This is a genomic window from Klebsiella sp. RC2 (assembly GCF_014192815.1).
Taxonomy (GTDB): domain Bacteria; phylum Pseudomonadota; class Gammaproteobacteria; order Enterobacterales; family Enterobacteriaceae; genus Klebsiella; species Klebsiella variicola.
In genome coordinates this window covers 264148-283885 of record NZ_JACHYL010000006.1, presented here as the reverse complement: position 1 = coordinate 283885, position 19738 = coordinate 264148, and the positions used below count along the sequence as shown (strand labels likewise).

The window sequence follows — 19738 nt, the reverse complement described above, 5'->3', positions numbered from 1 at the left end:
CATCCGGCAATTTATTCTCTTTGGGAGGTTACCGTGTTTCTCGCACAAGAAATTATTCGTAAAAAACGTGATGGTCATGCATTAAGCGATGAAGAGATCCGCTTTTTCATCAACGGCATCCGCGACAATACTATCTCAGAAGGGCAGATCGCCGCGCTGGCGATGACCATTTTCTTCCACGATATGTCCATGCCGGAGCGTGTTTCGCTGACCATGGCGATGCGGGATTCCGGCACCGTTCTCAACTGGAAAAGCCTTAACCTCAACGGCCCGATCGTCGATAAACACTCCACCGGCGGCGTGGGTGACGTGACCTCGCTGATGTTGGGGCCAATGGTGGCCGCCTGCGGCGGTTACGTACCGATGATCTCCGGGCGTGGCCTCGGCCATACCGGCGGTACGCTGGATAAACTGGAAGCGATCCCGGGTTTTGATATCTTCCCGGACGACGCGCGTTTCCGCGAAATTATTAAAGATGTCGGCGTGGCGATTATCGGGCAGACCAGCTCGCTCGCGCCGGCTGACAAACGTTTCTATGCCACCCGCGATATTACCGCGACGGTGGATTCCATCCCGCTGATTACCGCCTCGATTCTGGCCAAGAAACTGGCGGAAGGGCTGGACGCGCTGGTGATGGACGTCAAAGTCGGCAGCGGCGCCTTTATGCCGACTTATGAACTCTCTGCCGCGCTGGCCGAAGCGATCGTGGGTGTTGCCAACGGCGCCGGCGTGCGTACCACCGCGCTGCTGACCGATATGAATCAGGTGCTGGCATCCAGCGCCGGCAACGCCGTTGAAGTTCGCGAAGCGGTGCAGTTCCTGACCGGCGAATATCGCAACCCACGCCTGTTCGACGTGACGATGGCGCTGTGTGTGGAAATGCTGATCTCCGGCAAGCTGGCGGCGGATGACGCCGAGGCGCGCGCGAAGCTGCAGGCGGTGCTGGATAACGGTAAAGCGGCGGAAGTCTTTGGCCGCATGGTCGCGGCGCAGAAAGGGCCGACCGACTTTGTCGAGAATTATGATCATTATCTGCCGACGGCGATGCTGAGCAAAGCGGTCTATGCTGATACCGAAGGTTTTATCAGCGCGATGGATACTCGCGCGCTGGGAATGGCAGTGGTTTCTATGGGCGGCGGCCGCCGCCAGGCATCAGATACCATTGACTATAGCGTTGGCTTTACCGATATGGCGCGTCTGGGTGACCACGTTGACGGACAGCGTCCGCTGGCGGTGATCCATGCCAAAGACGAGAACAGCTGGCAGGAGGCCGCGAAAGCGGTCAAAGCGGCCATTAAACTGGACGATAAAGCCCCGGAAATTACACCGACAGTCTATCGCCGCATCACTGAATAGCGATATACTGATCTGATCGCTTTTTTGCAGCGCAAGATGTATGGAGAACAAGATGAAACGTGCATTTATCATGGTGCTGGACTCCTTTGGGATTGGTGCAACGGAAGACGCTGACCGCTTTGGCGACGTCGGCGCCGATACGCTGGGCCACATTGCGGAAGCCTGCGCCAAAGGCGAGGCTGACAATGGCCGCAAGGGCCCGCTGAATTTACCGAACCTGACCCGTCTGGGTCTGGTGAAAGCGCATGAAGGTTCTACCGGTAAAATTGCCGCCGGAATGGATGGCAATGCCGAAGTGATTGGTGCCTATGCCTGGGCGCATGAACTCTCTTCTGGTAAAGATACGCCGTCCGGTCACTGGGAAATCGCCGGTGTGCCGGTGCTGTTTGACTGGGGCTACTTTAGCGACCATGAAAACAGCTTCCCGCAGGAGCTGCTGGATAAGCTGGTGAAGCGTGCGAACCTGCCGGGCTACCTCGGCAACTGCCACTCCTCCGGGACGGTGATCCTCGATCAGCTCGGCGAAGAACATATGAAAACCGGGAAACCGATCTTCTATACCTCCGCTGACTCGGTGTTCCAGATCGCTTGTCACGAAGAGACCTTTGGCCTCGACAAGCTGTATGAGCTGTGCGAAATTGCGCGTGAAGAGCTGACCGAAGGCGGCTATAACATTGGCCGCGTCATCGCCCGTCCGTTTATCGGCGACAAAGCCGGTAACTTCCAGCGTACCGGCAACCGTCACGATCTGGCGGTCGAACCGCCGGCGCCGACCGTGCTGCAGAAGCTGGTTGACGAGAAGAACGGCCACGTGGTGTCCGTGGGTAAAATCGCCGACATCTACGCCAACTGCGGCATCACTAAGAAAGTGAAAGCCACCGGGCTGGACGCGCTGTTCGACGCGACCATCAAAGAGATGAAGGAAGCGGGCGACGAGACCATCGTCTTCACTAACTTCGTCGACTTTGACTCCTCCTGGGGCCACCGTCGCGATGTCGCCGGCTACGCGGCGGGTCTGGAGCTGTTTGACCGCCGTCTGCCGGAGCTGATGGAGCTGGTTGGCGAAGACGACATTCTGATCCTCACCGCCGACCACGGCTGTGACCCGACCTGGACCGGTACCGACCATACCCGCGAGCATATTCCGGTGCTGGTGTACGGCCCGAAAGTGAAACCGGGTTCGCTCGGTCACCGTGAAACCTTCGCGGATATCGGCCAGACTATTGCGAAATACTTTGGTACGTCTGACATGGAATATGGCAAAGCCATGTTCTGAGGTCATTGCCCGGTGGCGCACAGCGATCCGGGCCTACGATTTGTAGGCCGGGTAAGGCGTAGCCGCCACCCGGCAAAAACAACAATGTAAAAGGAACTGAAGATGGCAACTCCTCACATTAACGCAGAAATGGGCGATTTCGCTGACGTAGTTTTGATGCCGGGCGACCCGCTGCGCGCGAAGCACATTGCAGAAACCTTCCTTGAAGACGTGCGTGAAGTGAACAACGTGCGCGGCATGCTGGGCTTCACCGGTACTTATAAAGGCCGCAAAATCTCCGTGATGGGCCACGGGATGGGTATCCCGTCCTGCTCAATCTACACCAAAGAGCTGATCACCGATTTTGGCGTGAAGAAAATCATCCGCGTGGGCTCCTGCGGCGCGGTGCGTGAAGATGTCAAACTGCGTGACGTGGTGATCGGCATGGGCGCGTGTACCGACTCTAAAGTGAACCGTCTGCGTTTCAAAGACCATGATTTCGCGGCGATTGCCGATTTCGGCATGGTGCGTAACGCGGTAGACGCGGCGAAAGCGCTGGGCGTTGACGCGCGCGTGGGCAACATCTTCTCCGCTGACCTGTTCTACACGCCAGATCCGTCCATGTTCGACGTGATGGAAAAATACGGCATCCTGGGCGTGGAAATGGAAGCGGCCGGGATCTACGGCGTGGCGGCGGAGTTCGGCGCGAAAGCGCTGACCATCTGCACCGTCTCCGACCACATCCGTACCCACGAGCAGACCACTGCCGCTGAACGTCAGACGACCTTCAACGATATGATCAAAATCGCACTGGAATCGGTACTGCTGGGCGATAAAGAATAAGACCTGTTGTGCCGGGTGGCGGCTTCGCCTGACCCGGCCTACGGTTTTCCAGGCCCGCTAAGCGCAGCGGGCTTTTTTATTAGCGCACCGCGCCGGCTATCCACGCCGACAGTTCTTTGAGTTCCGCTTCCTGCTCCGGGAAATCGCCGACCAGCGCCTCACACTGCTGCTGCAAGACTTCCGCCCGATACTGACAGCCAACTAAGCGTGCCGCCAGGGCCTCCAGCGGCGCCGGGTTCAGGCTATCGGTAAAGGCTTGCGTGCGGGTGATATGGCCTTTCTCGACGTCAAAATGCAGCTCAACGCCGCCCCAGCGAAAGCGCTCGTCCAGCAGATGAGAGAAGGCCGGCGCCTGGCCGAAGTTCCACTCCCAACTGCTCTGGCGGGCGAAGGTCTCAGCAAAATTCGGCAGGTCCGGCGTGTTGTCCGGGGAGATCACCTCGGCGTCCACCCGTTCGCCGTAATGGTTGAAGAACGCCTCCTGAATCGCCTCGCAAATGTGCTGATGGGTAATGCCCGGCAGCAGCTCAACCAGGTTCGCCACGCGACCTCGCACCGAGGTAATGCCTTTGGCCTGTAGCTTTTTCTGGTCCGGGTTAAGGTAGTTAGCGAGGCGACTTAAATCGGCATTCAGCAGCAGGGTGCCGTGATGGAAACCGCGGTCGATGGTTTCGCGATAGGCGGAACCAGACACCTTGCGATCGCCGCTGTCGGTTTTGACCACCAGATCGTTGCGCCCGGAGGCTTCGGCGGTTACGCCGAGTGAATTGAGCGCCGCCAGCACGATAGCGGTGGAGACGGTTTTGTCGTACTCCGGTTTGCCTGCCATAAAGGTAAAGCAGGTATTGCCGAGGTCGTGGAACACCGCGCCGCCGCCGCTGCTGCGACGGGCCAGCCGCACGTGATCTTCCTCCATGCGGCGAGTATTACACTCCTTCCACGGATTCTGCGCGCGGCCGATGACCACGGTATCGGCATTGCGCCACAGGAACAGCACCCGCTGGGTGGCGGGCATCTGGCGGAAAATACACTCCTCGACCGCCAGGTTGAACCACGGGTCGTAAGAGTCAGAGAGCAGGAGGCGCAATGTGGACATTATAGATTTCCTTTCTTTTCATCGTCTTCATCCTCAACCGGCTTGTTGGCGGTGAGCAGGAAGGGCGATTGCTGCCAGCGGGTGCGTTTGCCCTGCAGCAGCGTGCGGGTTAGCACCACGCCGATAGCCAGGGACAGTAACAGCATCAGGCGTAATATATTGGTGGTATTATCCACCTGCTTCGCCTCGGTCGCCAGGGTATGAGTATCGAGGGTCAGACGCAGGTAGCCCAGCGGACCGTTTTTCCCTGGCACCGGCTCGACAATCTGTTGGTTGAAGTAGCCGCCGGCTTTTTTGCCGTCCAGCGCCAGCCGGTCGCGAACCTCGACGCTTTCGCCAGAGCGTGTCACCAGGTCGCCCTGTTCGTCATAAACGCCGGCGTCCAGTACGCGGCTGTTATGGGTCAGCTGCGTCAACAGTTGATTAATGCGCTTCTCGTCCGGTGTTTCGCTGCGCATCAGCGGCACGAGATTCAGTACCACCTGCTGCGCCAGCGTGCGGGCCAGCTCTTCCAGCTGCGGATTGCGTTGTTTCTGACTGTTCTGACTGAACCACGAGGCGCCCTGCATCAGTGCGACGAGCAGCGCCAGACAGATAAGGACAATGACCGCACGATGCAGCCGGAATTTCAGTTTTGCGCGAACCATATTCCACCTTTGAAAATTTGCAGCTTAATGTTGCCAGAAGCGCTGGTTACAAGGTAGCCTCATGCGTTATTTTCCTCGCCTGAATGAAGAGATGTGGAGCCGTAATGCCTAACAGTTTGACCTGGTGCGACCTGCCTGAAGACGTTTCCCTGTGGCCTGGGTTGCCGCTTTCCCTGAGCGGCGATGAGGTCATGCCGCTGGATTATCACGCCGGGCGCAGCGGCTGGCTGCTGTACGGGCGTGGGCTGAATAAGCGCCGTCTGACGGACTGGCAGCGCGAGCTGGGCGCCGCGTTAGTGATCGTTGCCTCCTGGGTGGTCGAGGATTACCAGGTGATCCGCCTGGCCGGTTCGCTGACTCCCCGTGCGACGCGACTGGCGCATGAGGCGGGGCTGGACGTCGCGCCATTGGGTAAAATCCCCCATCTGCGCACCCCGGGCCTGCTGGTGATGGACATGGACTCCACGGCGATCCAGATCGAATGCATCGATGAGATTGCGAAACTGGCTGGCACCGGCGAGCTGGTCTCGGAAGTGACCGAGCGGGCGATGCGTGGGGAGCTGGACTTCACCGCCAGCCTGCGCCAGCGCGTGGCGACGCTGAAAGATGCGGATGCCAGTATTTTGCTGCAGGTGCGCGACGCGCTGCCGCTGATGCCGGGCCTGGCACAGCTGGTGCTCAAGCTGGAAACGTTAGGCTGGAAAGTGGCGATCGCCTCCGGCGGCTTCACCTTCTTTGCCGAGTACCTGCGCGACAAGCTACATCTCGACGCGGTGTTCGCCAATGAACTGGAGATCCGCGACGGCAAGCTCACCGGCAACGTGCTCGGCGATATCGTCGATGCGAAATATAAAGCCAATACGCTGCGCAAGCTGGCGGAAAAGTATGAGATCCCAACGGCGCAAACCGTGGCTATCGGTGACGGCGCCAACGACCTGCCGATGATTAAGGCGGCAGGCCTCGGCATCGCCTATCACGCGAAGCCTAAAGTGAATGAACAGGCGGAAGTAACTATCCGCCACGCTGACCTGATGGGGGTATTCTGTATTCTCTCGGGCAGCATGAACCAAAAGTAAGAGGTAAACGTGGCGAAAGCTCCAAAACGCGCATTTGTCTGTAATGAATGTGGTGCGGATTATCCGCGCTGGCAGGGGCAGTGCAGCGCCTGCCATGCCTGGAACACCATCACCGAGATGCGCATCGCCGCGTCGCCGCAGGTGGCGAGAAACGAGCGTCTTTCAGGCTATGCCGGTAACGCCGGCGTGTCGAAGGTGCAGAAGCTGTCAGACATCAGCCTGGAGGCGCTGCCGCGTTTCTCCACCGGCTTTAAAGAGTTTGACCGCGTGCTGGGCGGCGGCGTAGTGCCGGGCAGCGCGATCCTGATTGGCGGCAACCCCGGCGCCGGGAAATCGACGCTGCTGCTGCAAACCCTCTGCAAACTTGCGGAGGGGATGAAAACCCTGTACGTCACCGGGGAGGAGTCCCTGCAACAGGTGGCGATGCGCGCCCATCGTCTCGGGTTGCCGACGGCCAACCTGAACATGCTCTCGGAAACCAGCATTGAGCAGATCTGTCAGATCGCCGATGAAGAAAAGCCGCAGCTGATGGTGATCGACTCCATCCAGGTGATGCATATGGCCGACGTGCAGTCGTCGCCGGGCAGTGTCGCCCAGGTACGTGAAACCGCGGCTTATTTGACGCGCTTTGCTAAAACTCGCGGCGTGGCGATTGTGATGGTCGGCCACGTCACCAAAGATGGCTCGCTGGCCGGTCCGAAGGTGCTGGAGCACTGTATCGACTGCTCGGTGCTGCTGGACGGCGATGCCGATTCCCGTTTCCGCACCCTGCGCAGCCACAAAAACCGCTTTGGCGCGGTCAATGAACTCGGCGTTTTCGCCATGACCGAGCAGGGCCTGCGCGAAGTCAGCAACCCCTCCGCTATCTTCCTTAGCCGGGGAGATGAAATCACCTCCGGCAGTTCGGTGATGGTGGTCTGGGAAGGGACCCGCCCGCTGCTGGTGGAGATCCAGGCGCTGGTGGATCACTCGATGATGTCCAACCCGCGCCGCGTGGCGGTGGGGCTGGAACAGAACCGTCTGGCGATCCTGCTGGCGGTGCTGCATCGTCACGGCGGCCTGCAGATGGCCGATCAGGACGTCTTCGTCAACGTGGTTGGCGGGGTGAAGGTCACCGAAACCAGCGCTGACCTGGCGCTGCTGCTGGCGATGGTTTCCAGCCTGCGCGATCGCCCGCTGCCGCAGGATCTGGTGGTCTTTGGCGAAGTCGGGCTGGCCGGGGAAATTCGCCCGGTGCCGAGCGGTCAGGAGCGTATATCCGAAGCGGCGAAGCATGGTTTCCGCCGCGCCATCGTCCCGGCGGCCAATGTGCCGAAAAAAGTACCGGAAGGTATGCAAATCTTTGGTGTGAAAAAGCTTTCAGACGCGCTAAGCGTTTTTGACGACTTATAATAAGTTAAAAGGAGATTAGCGATGTCGTCATTTGACTATTTAAAAAGCGCCATTAAGCAGAAAGGCTGTACCCTGCAGCAGGTGGCGGAAGCCAGCGGAATGACCAAGGGGTATCTCAGCCAGCTGCTGAATGCCAAAATCAAAAGCCCGAGCGCGCAGAAGCTTGAAGCGCTGCATCGTTTCCTCGGGCTGGAGTTTCCCCGCCGGCAGAAAAGCGTCGGGGTGGTGTTTGGTAAGTTTTACCCGCTGCATACCGGGCATATCTATCTGATACAGCGCGCCTGTAGCCAGGTCGATGAGCTGCATATCATCATGGGCTATGACGATACCCGCGACCGCGAGCTGTTTGAAGAGAGCGCCATGTCGCAGCAGCCGACGGTGCCTGACCGCCTGCGCTGGCTGCTGCAGACCTTTAAATATCAGAAGAATATTCGCATCCACGCCTTCAATGAAGAGGGGATGGAGCCCTATCCGCATGGCTGGGACGTCTGGAGCCATGGGATCCGCGCTTTTATGAGTGAAAAAGGGATCGAGCCGAACCGGATCTATACCTCGGAAGAGGCCGATGCGCCGCAGTACCTTGAGCATCTGGGGATCGAGACGGTGCTTATCGATCCTAAGCGGACCTTTATGAATATTAGCGGCGGGCAGATCCGCGAGAACCCGTTCCGCTACTGGGAATATATTCCGACGGAAGTGAAACCGTTCTTTGTGCGGACGGTGGCGATCCTCGGCGGCGAGTCGAGCGGTAAATCGACGCTGGTCAATAAGCTCGCCAATATCTTCAATACCACCAGCGCCTGGGAGTATGGTCGGGATTATGTCTTTTCGCATCTTGGCGGCGATGAGATGGCGCTCCAGTATTCGGATTACGATAAAATTGCCCTCGGACATGCGCAGTATATTGATTTTGCAGTGAAATACGCCAACAAGGTGGCGTTTATCGATACTGACTTCGTCAGCACTCAGGCCTTCTGCCTGAAGTACGAGGGGCGTGAGCACCCGTTCGTGCAGGCGCTGATTGATGAATACCGTTTCGACCTGGTGATCCTGCTGGAGAACAATACCCCGTGGGTGGCCGATGGGTTACGCAGCCTTGGGAGCTCGGTGGATCGTAAAGAGTTTCAGTCGCTGCTGGTGTCGCTGCTGAAAGAGAACGAGATCGAATTCGTCCATGTGAAGGAGTCGGACTACGATGCCCGGTTCCTGCGCTGCGTTGAGCTGGTGAAGCAGCTGATGGGCGAGCAGGGGTAGGTCCTCTGCGGGCTGTTGCCCTCACCCCAACCCTCTCCCGGTGGGAGAGGGAGCAAACCCTAAAAAAGGCAACTTGCGTTGCCTTTTTGCATTTACCTTGCCCTCACCCCAACCCTCTCCCAATGGGAGAGGGAGCAAACCCTAAAAAAGGCAACCGAAGTTGCCTTTTTGCGTTTTATTTCGCGATACGCTTGTACTTGATTCGCTTCGGCTCCAGCGCGTCGGCGCCGAGGGTGCGTTTCTTATACTCTTCGTATTCGGTAAAGTTACCTTCGAAGAACTCAACCTTACCTTCATCCTGGTAATCCAGAATGTGGGTGGCAATACGGTCAAGGAACCAGCGGTCGTGCGAGATAACCATCGCGCAGCCCGGGAACTCCAGCAGGGCGTTTTCCAGCGCGCGCAGGGTTTCGATATCCAGGTCGTTGGTTGGTTCATCGAGCAGCAGGACGTTACCGCCGACCTGCAGCAGTTTCGCCAGGTGCAGACGACCACGCTCACCGCCGGACAGCTCGCCAACGCGTTTACCCTGGTCGACGCCTTTGAAGTTAAAGCGGCCCACGTAGGCGCGGCTCGGCATCTCGGTGTTGCCGATCTTCATGATATCCAGGCCGCCGGATACTTCTTCCCACACGGTCTTGCTGTTGTCCATCGCGTCGCGGAACTGATCGACGGAGGCCAGCTTAACGGTTTCACCCAGGGTGATGGTGCCGGAATCTGGCTGCTCCTGGCCGGACATCATGCGGAACAGGGTGGATTTACCCGCGCCGTTCGGACCGATGATGCCGACGATAGCGCCTTTCGGTACCGAGAAGCTCAGATCGTCAATCAGCACGCGGTCGCCGTAGGATTTGCGCAGATGGCTGACTTCCAGAACTTTATCGCCCAGACGCGCGCCTGGCGGAATGAACAGTTCGTTAGTCTCGTTGCGTTTCTGGTATTCGACGTTGTTAAGCTCTTCAAAGCGCGCCAGACGGGCTTTGCCCTTAGACTGACGGCCTTTCGCGCCCTGGCGAACCCACTCGAGCTCTTTCTCGATGGATTTACGACGCGCCGCTTCCTGAGAAGCTTCCTGCGCCAGACGCTGATCTTTCTGCTCCAGCCAGGAGGAGTAGTTGCCTTCCCACGGAATACCTTCGCCGCGGTCAAGTTCGAGGATCCAGCCGGCGACATTGTCGAGGAAGTAACGGTCGTGGGTAATCGCCACCACGGTGCCTTCGAAATCGTGCAGGAAGCGTTCCAGCCAGGCGACGGACTCGGCGTCCAGGTGGTTAGTCGGTTCGTCGAGCAGCAGCATATCTGGTTTTTCCAGCAGCAGGCGGCACAGCGCGACGCGGCGGCGTTCACCACCGGAAAGATTCGCGATTTTCGCATCCCAGTCCGGCAGGCGCAGGGCATCGGCCGCGCGCTCCAGCTGCACGTTCAGGTTGTGGCCGTCGTGCGCCTGGATAATCTCTTCGAACTTGCCTTGCTGGGCGGCAAGCTTATCGAAGTCCGCATCCGGCTCAGCGTATTTGGCATACACTTCGTCCAGACCCTTCAGCGCGTTAACCACTTCGGCGACCGCTTCTTCAACGGACTCGCGCACGGTGTGCTCCGGGTTGAGCTGCGGCTCCTGCGGCAGGTAGCCGATTTTGATGCCAGGCTGCGGACGCGCTTCACCTTCGATCTCGGTGTCGATACCGGCCATGATGCGCAGCAGGGTAGACTTACCGGCGCCGTTCAGACCGAGCACACCGATTTTCGCGCCAGGGAAGAAGCTGAGGGAGATATTTTTCAAAATATGACGTTTCGGCGGAACCACTTTGCCGACACGATGCATGGTATAAACGAATTGAGCCACGTTGGACTTCGCCTCTTTCTATTTTGATAGATAGTTCAAAGCCGAAGTGTAGCCTTTTTCGCGCGCTAATCCCAGCGAGGCGACAGGATTCACAGAAGCGTAAAAAAATGTCCAGGACATGGCGCGTTTAGCGTTGTCTGATTAGCATAAGTAAAGCTGCCTGCCGAACCGGCGGGGGCTTTTAAGCGGCACGATGCTGCGAAAATGCACCGGAAAGAGGAAGAGCTTGTGGAAAAAGCCAAAAAAATGGCGTGGCGTCTTTTGGCTGCCAGCGTTGGTCTGTTGACGTTGAGTCAGCTGGCGCATGCGGATTCACTGGATGAACAGCGCAACCGCTACGCACAAATTAAGCAGGCGTGGGATAACCGGCAGATGGATGTAGTCGACCAGCTGATGCCCACGTTAAGCACCTATCCCCTGTACCCCTATTTGCAGTACCGGCAGATCACCGACGATCTGATGAACCAGCCGGCGCTGGTGGTGAAAAACTTTATTGACGCCAATCCGACGCTGCCCCCGGCGCGTTCCTTACGTTCGCGCTTCGTGAATGAGCTGGCCCGGCGCAGCGACTGGCGTGGCCTACTGGCGTTTAGTCCCGATAAGCCGACCAGCACCGAGGCACAGTGCAACTATTACTACGCCAAGCTGAGCGTGGGGCAGTCGCAGGAAGCCTGGAGCGGGGCGAAAGACCTGTGGCTGACGGGCAAGAACCAGCCTGGCGCCTGTGAGCCGCTGTTCAACGCCTGGCGCGACTCCGGACAGCAGGATCCGCTGGCCTATCTCGAACGGATCCGCCTGGCGATGAAGGCCGGCAATATCGGGCTGGTCAAATCGCTGGCTCAGCAAATGCCCGGCAACTATCAGAGCATCGCTTCCGCCGTCGTCGCCCTGGCTAACGATCCAAACAGTGTTCTGACCTTCGCCCGCACCACCGGGGCGACGGACTTTACCCGCCAGATGGCCGCCGTCGCCTTCGCCAGCGTCGCCCGTCAGGATGTGGAAAATGCCCGCCTGATGATCCCTTCGCTGGTGCAGGCTCAGCAGCTCAACGAGGATCAAACTCAGGAGCTACGTGATATTGTCGCCTGGCGCCTGATGGGTACCGATGTAACCGAAGAGCAGGCTATCTGGCGCGATGACGCGATTATGCGCTCACAGTCCACGCCGCTGGTGGAGCGGCGCGTGCGGATGGCGCTGGGAACGGGCGATCGCCATGGCCTGAACACCTGGTTGGCGCGCCTGCCGATGGAGGCGAAAGAGAAAGACGAATGGCGCTACTGGCAAGCGGATCTGCTGCTTGAGCGCGGCAGGGACGAGGAGGCGCAGGCGATCCTTCGCTCGTTGATGCAACAGCGAGGCTTCTATCCGATGGTCGCTGCGCAGCGACTTGGCGAGGAGTATACCTTCCGCATCGATAAAGCCTCGGGAACGATCGATCCGGCGCTGGCTTCCGGTCCGGAGATGGCGCGGGTACGCGAGCTGATGTACTGGAATATGGATAACACCGCGCGCACCGAATGGGCGAACCTCGTCACCAGCCGAACCAAATCCCAGCAGGCGCAGCTGGCGCGTTACGCTTTTGATCAGCACTGGTGGGATCTGAGCGTGCAGGCGACGATCGCCGGCAAACTGTGGGATCAGCTGGAGGAGCGCTTCCCGCTGGCGTATAACGATCTGTTCGCGCGTTACATCAGTGGCAAAGATATCCCGCAGAGCTATGCGATGGCGATTGCCCGTCAGGAGAGTGCCTGGAACCCGAAAGTGCGCTCGCCGGTTGGCGCCAGCGGACTGATGCAGATTATGCCGGGCACCGCGACGCATACCGTCAGCATGTTCAGCATTCCCGGCTACAGCGGCCCGTCGCAGCTGTTGGATCCGGAAACCAACATCAACATCGGCACCAGCTATCTGCAGTATGTCTACCAGCAGTTCGGCAATAACCGTATCTATGCCTCGGCGGCCTATAACGCCGGGCCGGGCCGGGTTCGTACCTGGCAGGGGAACAGCGCCGGACGGATCGATGCGGTGGCGTTTATCGAGAGTATTCCGTTCTCGGAAACCCGCGGCTACGTGAAGAATGTCCTCTCCTATGACGCCTACTATCGCTACTTTATGGGCCAGCAGGATAAGCTCTTCAGCGATGCGGAGTGGCGGCAGCGTTACTGATCGCCGGGAAGTATGTTATGCTTTGTACTCGTTGAAGAGTACATTCGACGGGCAGCGTAAGCTGCCCGTCTCAATATGGTGGCGCGATATGACCCAACAATCTCCTTATTCCGCGGCCGTTGCCGAACAACGTCATCAGGAGTGGCTGCGCTTTGTGGCGCTGTTACAACAGGCCTATGCTGAGGATCTGCATCTGCCATTGCTGCAGCTGATGCTGACGCCCGACGAGCGCGAAGCGCTGGGCACCCGGGTGCGCATTATTGAAGAGCTGCTGCGCGGCGAGATGAGCCAGCGCGAACTGAAAAATGAGCTCGGCGCCGGGATTGCGACCATTACCCGCGGGTCGAACAGCCTGAAATCAGCGCCGGCCGAACTGCGTCAGTGGCTGGAACAGACGCTGTTGGCTAGCGATAAATAGCGTTATGAAACGGGCTCAACGCCAGCACGACTGCCTGATGGTAAACGCTGCTGCGGGTTAATTTTCCACCGGTGAAAACCCCAATCGCTCCCTCTTTACGACCGATCTGGTCGATGCCGGTATACTGCGACATGACCGGTCCCAGGGCTTCACCAGCGCGAACCTGCTCAAGAATTACCTCAGGTAACGGCAGTGTGGCTGAGCGCGCTTCTCCGCGCCGATCAGCGCTTTCAATGACCACCCAGCTAAAGGTGCTGCCATCGTCGATACCGGCCTCAATGGCCACCCAGAAATCGGCACTGGGTTGGACAAGACGCGCATTGGCGACGCGATTTCGTGCGCCAGCGCGCGTTTCCTCGCTGCCGAAGGGCTGTTCCGGCACGCCGCTCTCGACGGAGACGGACTCAATATGGCAGGATCCTTCGCCGAAAATCTCGTTAAAAGCCTGCAGAATTGCCTGAATTTTGGCGGGATTAGTGGTCGCTGAGACAACATGGTGCATAATCAAAACAACTCAGAATAAACTAACGTCATCGCAGTATACTCTAAATCACCCTCAGGGCAGGCGGTAATGCCCAAACCCGGTTGATAACGAGTCCAGAACGGAAAAAAAGCATGTTACAGGTATACCTTGTTCGCCACGGTGAAACGCAGTGGAACGCCGAGCGACGTATTCAGGGTCAGTCCGATAGCCCGCTGACCGCACACGGTGAGCGCCAGGCCTGGCAGGTTGGCGAGCGCGCCAGAACGCTGGGGATCACCCATATTATTACCAGCGATCTGGGACGAACCCGCCGCACAGCAGAGATTATCGCCGAAGCCTGCGGCTGCAGCGTGATCGCCGATGCGCGTCTGCGCGAGCTGGATATGGGGGTGCTGGAGAAGCGCCATATCGACTCGCTCAGCGACGAAGAAGAGGGCTGGCGTCGCCAGCTGGTCAACGGCACGCCGGATGGCCGTATTCCGCAGGGCGAATCGATGCAGGAGCTTAGCGAGCGGATGCATGCGGCGCTGGCATCCTGTCTGGAATTACCGGCCGGTAGCCGACCGCTGCTGGTGAGTCATGGGATTGCGCTGGGCTGCCTGGTGAGCACGATTTTAGGGCTGCCGGCATACGCTGAGCGTCGTTTGCGACTGCGCAACTGCTCTATCTCGCGCGTTGACTATCAGCAAAGCCCGTGGCTGGCTTCCGGCTGGGTGGTGGAAACGGCGGGCGACGTCTCGCATCTTGACGCCCCCGCGATGGACGAGCTGCAGCGTTAACGACGAATCGGGATCAGATACTCGCAGCGTAACTGAATCGGCGTAGCCTGATCCCGGTTTTCATCTTCAGGGTAGAAGCGTTCAATATCCAGCCCCTTGCGACGGGTCAGGTTTAGCATCGGCATGCAGGTACCGTAGACCGTCAGGATGAATTCCTGCAGGCCGGTGCCCAGTCCTTCATACGTGAACATGACATACTCGCCGCCCTCCAGGGTGACCGGGTGGGCGTTCTGCAGATGACCATTAGCCATCTCCGGCGTCAACGCGGTGGTATAGAACACTTCCTGCTCATCGTCTTTCTCCAGGCTCGGACGCGGCTCATGCAGCCCGTAGAGCACCGGAGGGATCGACGGCGAATTGCCGAGGAAGTCCCGCCAGAACTGGACGCGCATCTGGTTGCGGAAATCGGAGATTTCCTCGAGCTTACAGGTATAGCTCTGGGTGACGCCGAGCAACTGAGTGGTGGGCAGGGCGACAAATTCATGTTTTGGCAGCGTGAATTCGCCAAGACGCAGCGGCGGACGCATACCGAACGAGCTCCAGTCCGGGGAGCGGCGGTAGAGCGCCGGCGTCAGCGAGAACTGCTTTTTAAATGCCCGGGTGAAGGTCTGCTGGGAGTCGAAACGGTATTGAAGCGCAATATCAAGGATTGGACGGGCGGTTAGACGTAATGCGACAGCAGATTTCGATAACCGGCGCGCGCGAATATAGGCACCGATGGCATGGCCGGTGACATCCTTAAACATTCGCTGTAAATGCCACTTGGAATAACCTGCCTTCGCCGCCACATTGTCCAGAGAAAGCGGCTGATCCAGGTGACCTTCCAGCCAGCTAAGGAGATCGCGAATAATCCCTGCTTGATCCATAAAATGTCCCCATCCTTAAACACAGGTGCCTGATATTAAAGTAGCGGATAATAGCATTTTTTGATGTTTTAGCATTCAGTGTTTTTTTTGCTTTTAAATGCGGAAGGTCAGTGGAGCTGAACGATAATTTTGTAAATCTGTGATCTATAAACCTTTTCTGCTAAGTGCGTGATAATCACTCAGCTATATTTTTTAATAATGGTAACAATATGAAATACAAGAAGTTTGCGATGGGCCTGCTGCTGCTGGCCGGCTGCCAGATGGCTCAGGCGGAGCAGATTGGTTCCGTGGATACGGTCTTCAAATGGTTAGGGCCGGATCACAAAATTGTCGTCGAAGCCTTTGACGATCCGGATGTGCAGAACGTGACCTGCTATATCAGCCGGGCGAAAACCGGCGGGATCAAAGGCGGGTTGGGGCTGGCGGAAGATACCTCCGACGCGGCCATCTCCTGCCAGCAGGTCGGGCCGATTGAGCTGACGGACAAAATCAAAAACGGCAAAAGCCAGGGCGACGTGGTGTTCCAGAAGCGCACCTCGCTGGTGTTTAAAAAACTGCAGGTCGTGCGTTTCTATGATGCGAAGCGCAATGCGCTGGTCTATCTGACCTACTCGGATAAAGTGGTTGATGGCTCGCCGAAGAACGCCATCAGCGCCGTGCCGATCATGCCATGGAATAAATAAACGGGAGCGCGCATGCAGCAGCCACGGATTTGGTTAGTTGAGGATGAACAGAGTATCGCTGATACCCTGGTTTACCCGCTGCAGCAGGAGGGCTTCCAGGTCACCGTCTTTGGCCGCGGGTTGCCCGCGCTGGAGGCGGCGGCGCATCAGGCGCCCGATGTCGCCATCCTTGACGTTGGCTTGCCGGATATCAGCGGCTTTGAGCTCTGTCGGCGCCTGCTGACGCGTTATCCGGCGCTGCCGGTGCTGTTTCTGACGGCGCGGAGCGACGAGGTCGATAAGCTGCTGGGGCTGGAAATCGGCGCTGACGATTATATCGCCAAGCCGTTTTCGCCGCGCGAAGTCTGCGCGCGGGTGCGAACCGTGCTGCGGCGACTGCAGAAGTTTGCTGCGCCTTCGCCGGTGGTGCGCGTCGGCGAGTTTGTGCTCGATGAGCAGGCGGCGTCGATAAGCTGGTTCGGCCAGCCGCTGAACCTGACGCGCTACGAATTCCTGCTGTTGAAAACCCTGCTTCACGCGCCTGGTCGCGTCTTCTCCCGTCAGCAATTGATGGAGCTGGTGTGGAGCGATGCCTGGGAAAGCCTCGACCGTACCGTCGATACCCATATCAAAACCCTGCGCGCCAAGCTGCGGGCCGTGAATCCCGAGGTTACGCCGATCAATACCCATCGCGGCATGGGCTACAGCCTGGGGCGTGGCTGATGCGTATCGGCATGCGCCTGCTGCTGGGCTATTTTCTTATCGTCGCTATCGCCGCGTGGTTTGTGCTGTCGATCTTTGTCCAGGAAGTGAAGCCGGGCGTGCGCCGGGCGACGGAGGGGACCCTCAACGATACCGCCACGCTGCTGGCGGCGCTGGCGCGTGAGGACCTGCTGGCGGCAAATCCGCAGCAGGGCAGGCTGGCTCAGGCCTTTCAACAGCTCAACCAGCAGCCGATCAACGCCCATATTGGCGGAATTAAAAAGGTGCGTAATGAGTACCGTGTCTATCTGACCGATGCCAGGGGCAAGGTAGTGTTTGACTCCAGCGGACAGGCGACAGGGCAGGACTATTCGCGCTGGAATGACGTCTGGCTCACCCTGCGCGGCCAGTACGGCGCGCGCAGTACGCGCAGCGATCCGCATGATGAAACCAGCTCAGTCATGTATATCGCCGCGCCAGTGATGGATAAGGGGCGGATTATCGGGGTGCTGAGCGTCGGTAAACCCAACCTGGCGATGACGCCGGTCATCAAGCGCAGCGAACGGCGGATCCTCTGGGCCGGCGGCGCCCTGCTGGGCATTGCGTTGTTGATTGGCGTCGGCGTCGTCTGGTGGATCAATTTCTCTATCGGCAAGCTGGTGCGCTATGCGGACTCGGTGACCGCTGAGCGCCCGCTGCCGCTGCCGGAGGTTGGCAGCAGCGAATTGCGCAAGCTGGCCCAGGCCCTGGAGAGCATGCGGGTAAAGCTCGAAGGTAAGAATGCCATCGAAAACTATGTCTATGACCTGACCCATGAACTGAAAAGCCCGCTGGCGGCCATCCGCGGCGCGGCGGAGATCCTGCGCGAAGGGCCGCCGCCTGAGGTAGCGGCGCGGTTTACTGATAATATCCTCGCGCAAAACACCCGGATGCAACTGCTGGTGGAGCGGCTGCTCCAGCAGGCGCGACTGGAAAGCCGGCTGGAGATAAAGCCGCAGCCGGTGTCGATAGATGCGCTATACCAACGGCTGACGGAGGAGCGTGACATCGCTCTGGCGGCGAAAGCTATCACCCTGCGCTGGCGGGAGAGTGGGATGCTGGTCAATGGCGATGGCGAGCTGCTGGCCCAGGCGCTGGGTAATCTGCTCGACAACGCGATTGACTTTACCCCCCCGGGGGGCGAGATCGCCCTGGCTGCGGAGAAGCGAAATGAAGAGGTGCAATTGAGCGTTATCGACAACGGGCGCGGTATTCCGGACTATGCCCTGGAACGAATCTTTGAGCGATTCTATTCGCTGCCGCGCGAAGACGGCCATAAGAGCAGCGGCCTGGGACTGGCGTTCGTTCGTGAAGTCGCGCGCCTGCATCACGGCGATATCAATCTGCACAATCGGCCCGAAGGCGGCGTGGTCGCCACGCTGCGACTTCACCGTCCCTTCACATAGCTTCAAATTCCCCCCACATAGCCGCTCTACAGTGAGGCCATCACGATAGGGAGAAAGGCTATGTTGAAATCACCGTTATTCTGGAAAATCACCACGTTAATCGGTTGTGTTGTGCTGTTATCTTTGCCGTTAATGATGGTCAGGGAGCTTATTAATGAGCGGGCGGATTATCGTAGCGAAGTGGTGGACGCCATTGAGCAAAGCACCAGTGGTTCGCAAAAACTTGCCGGGCCGCTGATCGCTATTCCGGTGACCGAGACCCTGACCCGCATGGAGAACCAAAAAGAGGTCAACTATCAGCGGAGCTGGGTGTATTACTGGCTGCCGGAGTCGCTGGCGGTCACCGGCAAACAGACCGTGGAGTCGAGGAGGGTGGGCATCTACAGCGGCCAGGTCTGGCATAACGCCTTGCAGATTAAGGCCTCGTTTGATCCGCTGCGTCTGGCGGCGCTGAGAAAAACGAATATCGTCTTAGGCCCGCCGCGGCTGGTGGTGAGCGTCGGCGATGCCCGCGGCATTGGCGCCATCCATGCCCCGGAGGTCAACGGTAACGTATTAAGCGTGGAGCCGGGGCTGGGGATAAGCGGCGATGGCGCAGGTATTCATATGCCAATGCCTGCGCTGGCGGAGGACAACAAGCCGCTTGAGATTGCCTTTTCACTCGATCTGAACGGGACGGGAGAGTTTTCACTGGTGCCGATCGGGCGTAACAGCGAGCTGCAGTTAACCAGTAACTGGCCGCATCCCGGCTTTCTCGGCAGCTTCCTGCCAACGCAACGGGAAGTGAGTGCTGCCGGCTATCGCGCCCACTGGCAAAGCAGCTGGTTCGCCAACGATATGGGGAGCTATTTTAAGGATGATATGGAGATCCCGTGGTCGCGACTGCCGGCGTTCAGTGCCGATGTGATGTCGCTTGCCGACCAGTACCAGCTAACCGATCGGGCGACAAAATATGCCATCCTGTTAATCGGGCTCACCTTTATGGCCTTTTTCGTGTTCGAGAGCCTGACCCGTCGTCCCCTGCATCCGATGCAGTATCTGCTGGTGGGCCTGTCGCTGGTGCTGTTTTACCTGGTGCTGCTGGCGCTCTCGGAGCATATTGGATTTACCGCCGCCTGGCTGGCGGCCAGCCTGTCCGGCGCGGTGATGAACGGGGTCTATTTACAGGCAGTGCTCAGGGGATGGCGTAACAGCCTGCTGTTTGTCGCCGCGCTGCTGCTGCTGGATGGTGTGATGTGGTTTCTGCTGCATTCCGAGGATAGCGCGCTACTGCTGGGTACCGGGGTACTGGTACTGGCGCTGAGCGTCCTGATGTTTTTGACCCGCCGGGTGGACTGGTATGCGTTATCGTTACCGAAAGGCAGTGCGCCCCCGCCGCCGGCTGCCGATGACGACAAACTGCGCCTCTGGAAAGAGTGACGACATAAAAAAACGGCGCCCTGAGGCGCCGTTTT

18 protein-coding genes are annotated in these 19738 nt (G+C 58.6%); 13 read left to right on the top strand and 5 right to left on the bottom strand.

Translation table 11 applies throughout. The annotated features are described in order from the left end of the window. Positions 1-33: 33 nt before the first annotated feature. The 3 genes from deoA to deoD all read left to right on the top strand — a co-directional run bounded on the left by deoA (position 34) and on the right by deoD (position 3454). On the top strand, positions 34-1356 hold the full coding sequence (gene deoA / locus FHW76_RS19485; protein ID WP_048267431.1) for a thymidine phosphorylase: 1323 nt from the start codon (positions 34-36) through the stop codon (positions 1354-1356). 52 nt (positions 1357-1408) lie between these two features. Beyond that, on the top strand, positions 1409-2632 hold the full coding sequence (gene deoB, locus FHW76_RS19480) for a phosphopentomutase (RefSeq protein ID WP_016160264.1): 1224 nt from the start codon (positions 1409-1411) through the stop codon (positions 2630-2632). A gap of 102 nt (positions 2633-2734) precedes the next feature. Next, entirely contained in the window at positions 2735-3454 is a 720-nt protein-coding gene (gene deoD, locus FHW76_RS19475; protein ID WP_002887789.1) for a purine-nucleoside phosphorylase, read from the top strand. A 79-nt stretch (positions 3455-3533) separates the two neighbouring features. Here deoD and lplA read toward each other — a convergent pair whose 3' ends face one another. Both lplA and FHW76_RS19465 read right to left on the bottom strand, forming a co-directional pair. After that, on the bottom strand, positions 3534-4550 hold the full coding sequence (gene lplA, locus FHW76_RS19470; protein WP_040972809.1) for a lipoate--protein ligase LplA: 1017 nt from the start codon (positions 4548-4550) through the stop codon (positions 3534-3536). Beyond that, positions 4550-5197 (bottom strand): YtjB family periplasmic protein, encoded by a 648-nt coding sequence (locus FHW76_RS19465; protein ID WP_032732481.1) that lies wholly within the window; start codon positions 5195-5197, stop codon positions 4550-4552. Before FHW76_RS19465 ends, lplA begins: the two co-directional genes overlap by 1 nt. Before the next feature lie 104 nt (positions 5198-5301). Between FHW76_RS19465 and serB the strand changes: the two genes are divergently transcribed. The 3 genes from serB to nadR are packed head-to-tail and all read left to right on the top strand — an operon-like array spanning position 5302 to position 8919. Then, complete coding sequence (gene serB / locus FHW76_RS19460) at positions 5302-6273, top strand: phosphoserine phosphatase (protein WP_016160266.1); 972 nt, start codon at positions 5302-5304, stop codon at positions 6271-6273. A 9-nt stretch (positions 6274-6282) separates the two neighbouring features. Further along, positions 6283-7665, top strand: coding sequence for a DNA repair protein RadA (radA, locus tag FHW76_RS19455; protein ID WP_002887800.1), 1383 nt, complete (start codon positions 6283-6285; stop codon positions 7663-7665). Positions 7666-7686: 21 nt separating this feature from the next. Then, the gene (gene nadR / locus FHW76_RS19450; RefSeq protein ID WP_002887802.1) at positions 7687-8919 is read left to right on the top strand and encodes a multifunctional transcriptional regulator/nicotinamide-nucleotide adenylyltransferase/ribosylnicotinamide kinase NadR; all 1233 of its coding nucleotides are present in this window, start codon (positions 7687-7689) and stop codon (positions 8917-8919) included. A gap of 175 nt (positions 8920-9094) precedes the next feature. Here the strand turns inward: nadR and ettA are convergent, their stop codons facing one another. Continuing rightward, complete coding sequence (gene ettA, locus FHW76_RS19445) at positions 9095-10762, bottom strand: energy-dependent translational throttle protein EttA (protein ID WP_012968984.1); 1668 nt, start codon at positions 10760-10762, stop codon at positions 9095-9097. 228 nt (positions 10763-10990) lie between these two features. Between ettA and sltY the strand changes: the two genes are divergently transcribed. After that, entirely contained in the window at positions 10991-12928 is a 1938-nt protein-coding gene (gene sltY, locus FHW76_RS19440; RefSeq protein WP_032740415.1) for a murein transglycosylase, read from the top strand. A gap of 88 nt (positions 12929-13016) precedes the next feature. Next, a complete protein-coding gene (gene trpR, locus FHW76_RS19435; RefSeq protein WP_008807518.1) occupies positions 13017-13346 on the top strand; it encodes a trp operon repressor in 330 nt (109 codons plus the stop codon). Here trpR and yjjX read toward each other — a convergent pair. After that, positions 13333-13848, bottom strand: coding sequence for an inosine/xanthosine triphosphatase (gene yjjX, locus FHW76_RS19430; RefSeq protein ID WP_008807517.1), 516 nt, complete (start codon positions 13846-13848; stop codon positions 13333-13335). The two genes, trpR and yjjX, sit on opposite strands and share 14 nt — an antisense overlap. 113 nt (positions 13849-13961) lie before the next feature. On the opposite strand from yjjX, the gene gpmB reads away from it, so the two are divergent. Then, positions 13962-14609: a 2,3-diphosphoglycerate-dependent phosphoglycerate mutase GpmB gene (gpmB, locus tag FHW76_RS19425; protein ID WP_008807516.1), complete on the top strand. Its 648-nt coding sequence runs from the start codon at positions 13962-13964 to the stop codon at positions 14607-14609. On the opposite strand, the gene robA is transcribed toward gpmB, so the two are convergent. Next, complete coding sequence (gene robA / locus FHW76_RS19420; protein ID WP_008807515.1) at positions 14606-15475, bottom strand: MDR efflux pump AcrAB transcriptional activator RobA; 870 nt, start codon at positions 15473-15475, stop codon at positions 14606-14608. The genes gpmB and robA overlap by 4 nt on opposite strands. Before the next feature lie 209 nt (positions 15476-15684). Here robA and creA point away from each other — a divergent pair, with 209 nt between their 5' ends. The 4 genes from creA to creD are packed head-to-tail and all read left to right on the top strand — an operon-like array spanning position 15685 to position 19703. Continuing rightward, positions 15685-16158 (top strand): protein CreA, encoded by a 474-nt coding sequence (gene creA, locus FHW76_RS19415; RefSeq protein WP_012542917.1) that lies wholly within the window; start codon positions 15685-15687, stop codon positions 16156-16158. A gap of 12 nt (positions 16159-16170) precedes the next feature. Then, entirely contained in the window at positions 16171-16860 is a 690-nt protein-coding gene (gene creB, locus FHW76_RS19410) for a two-component system response regulator CreB (protein WP_023339559.1), read from the top strand. Then, entirely contained in the window at positions 16860-18284 is a 1425-nt protein-coding gene (gene creC / locus FHW76_RS19405; protein WP_180234055.1) for a two-component system sensor histidine kinase CreC, read from the top strand. Before creB ends, creC begins: the two co-directional genes overlap by 1 nt. A 60-nt stretch (positions 18285-18344) precedes the next feature. Beyond that, entirely contained in the window at positions 18345-19703 is a 1359-nt protein-coding gene (creD, locus tag FHW76_RS19400) for a cell envelope integrity protein CreD (RefSeq protein WP_181013556.1), read from the top strand. The last annotated feature ends 35 nt before the right edge of the window (positions 19704-19738 follow it).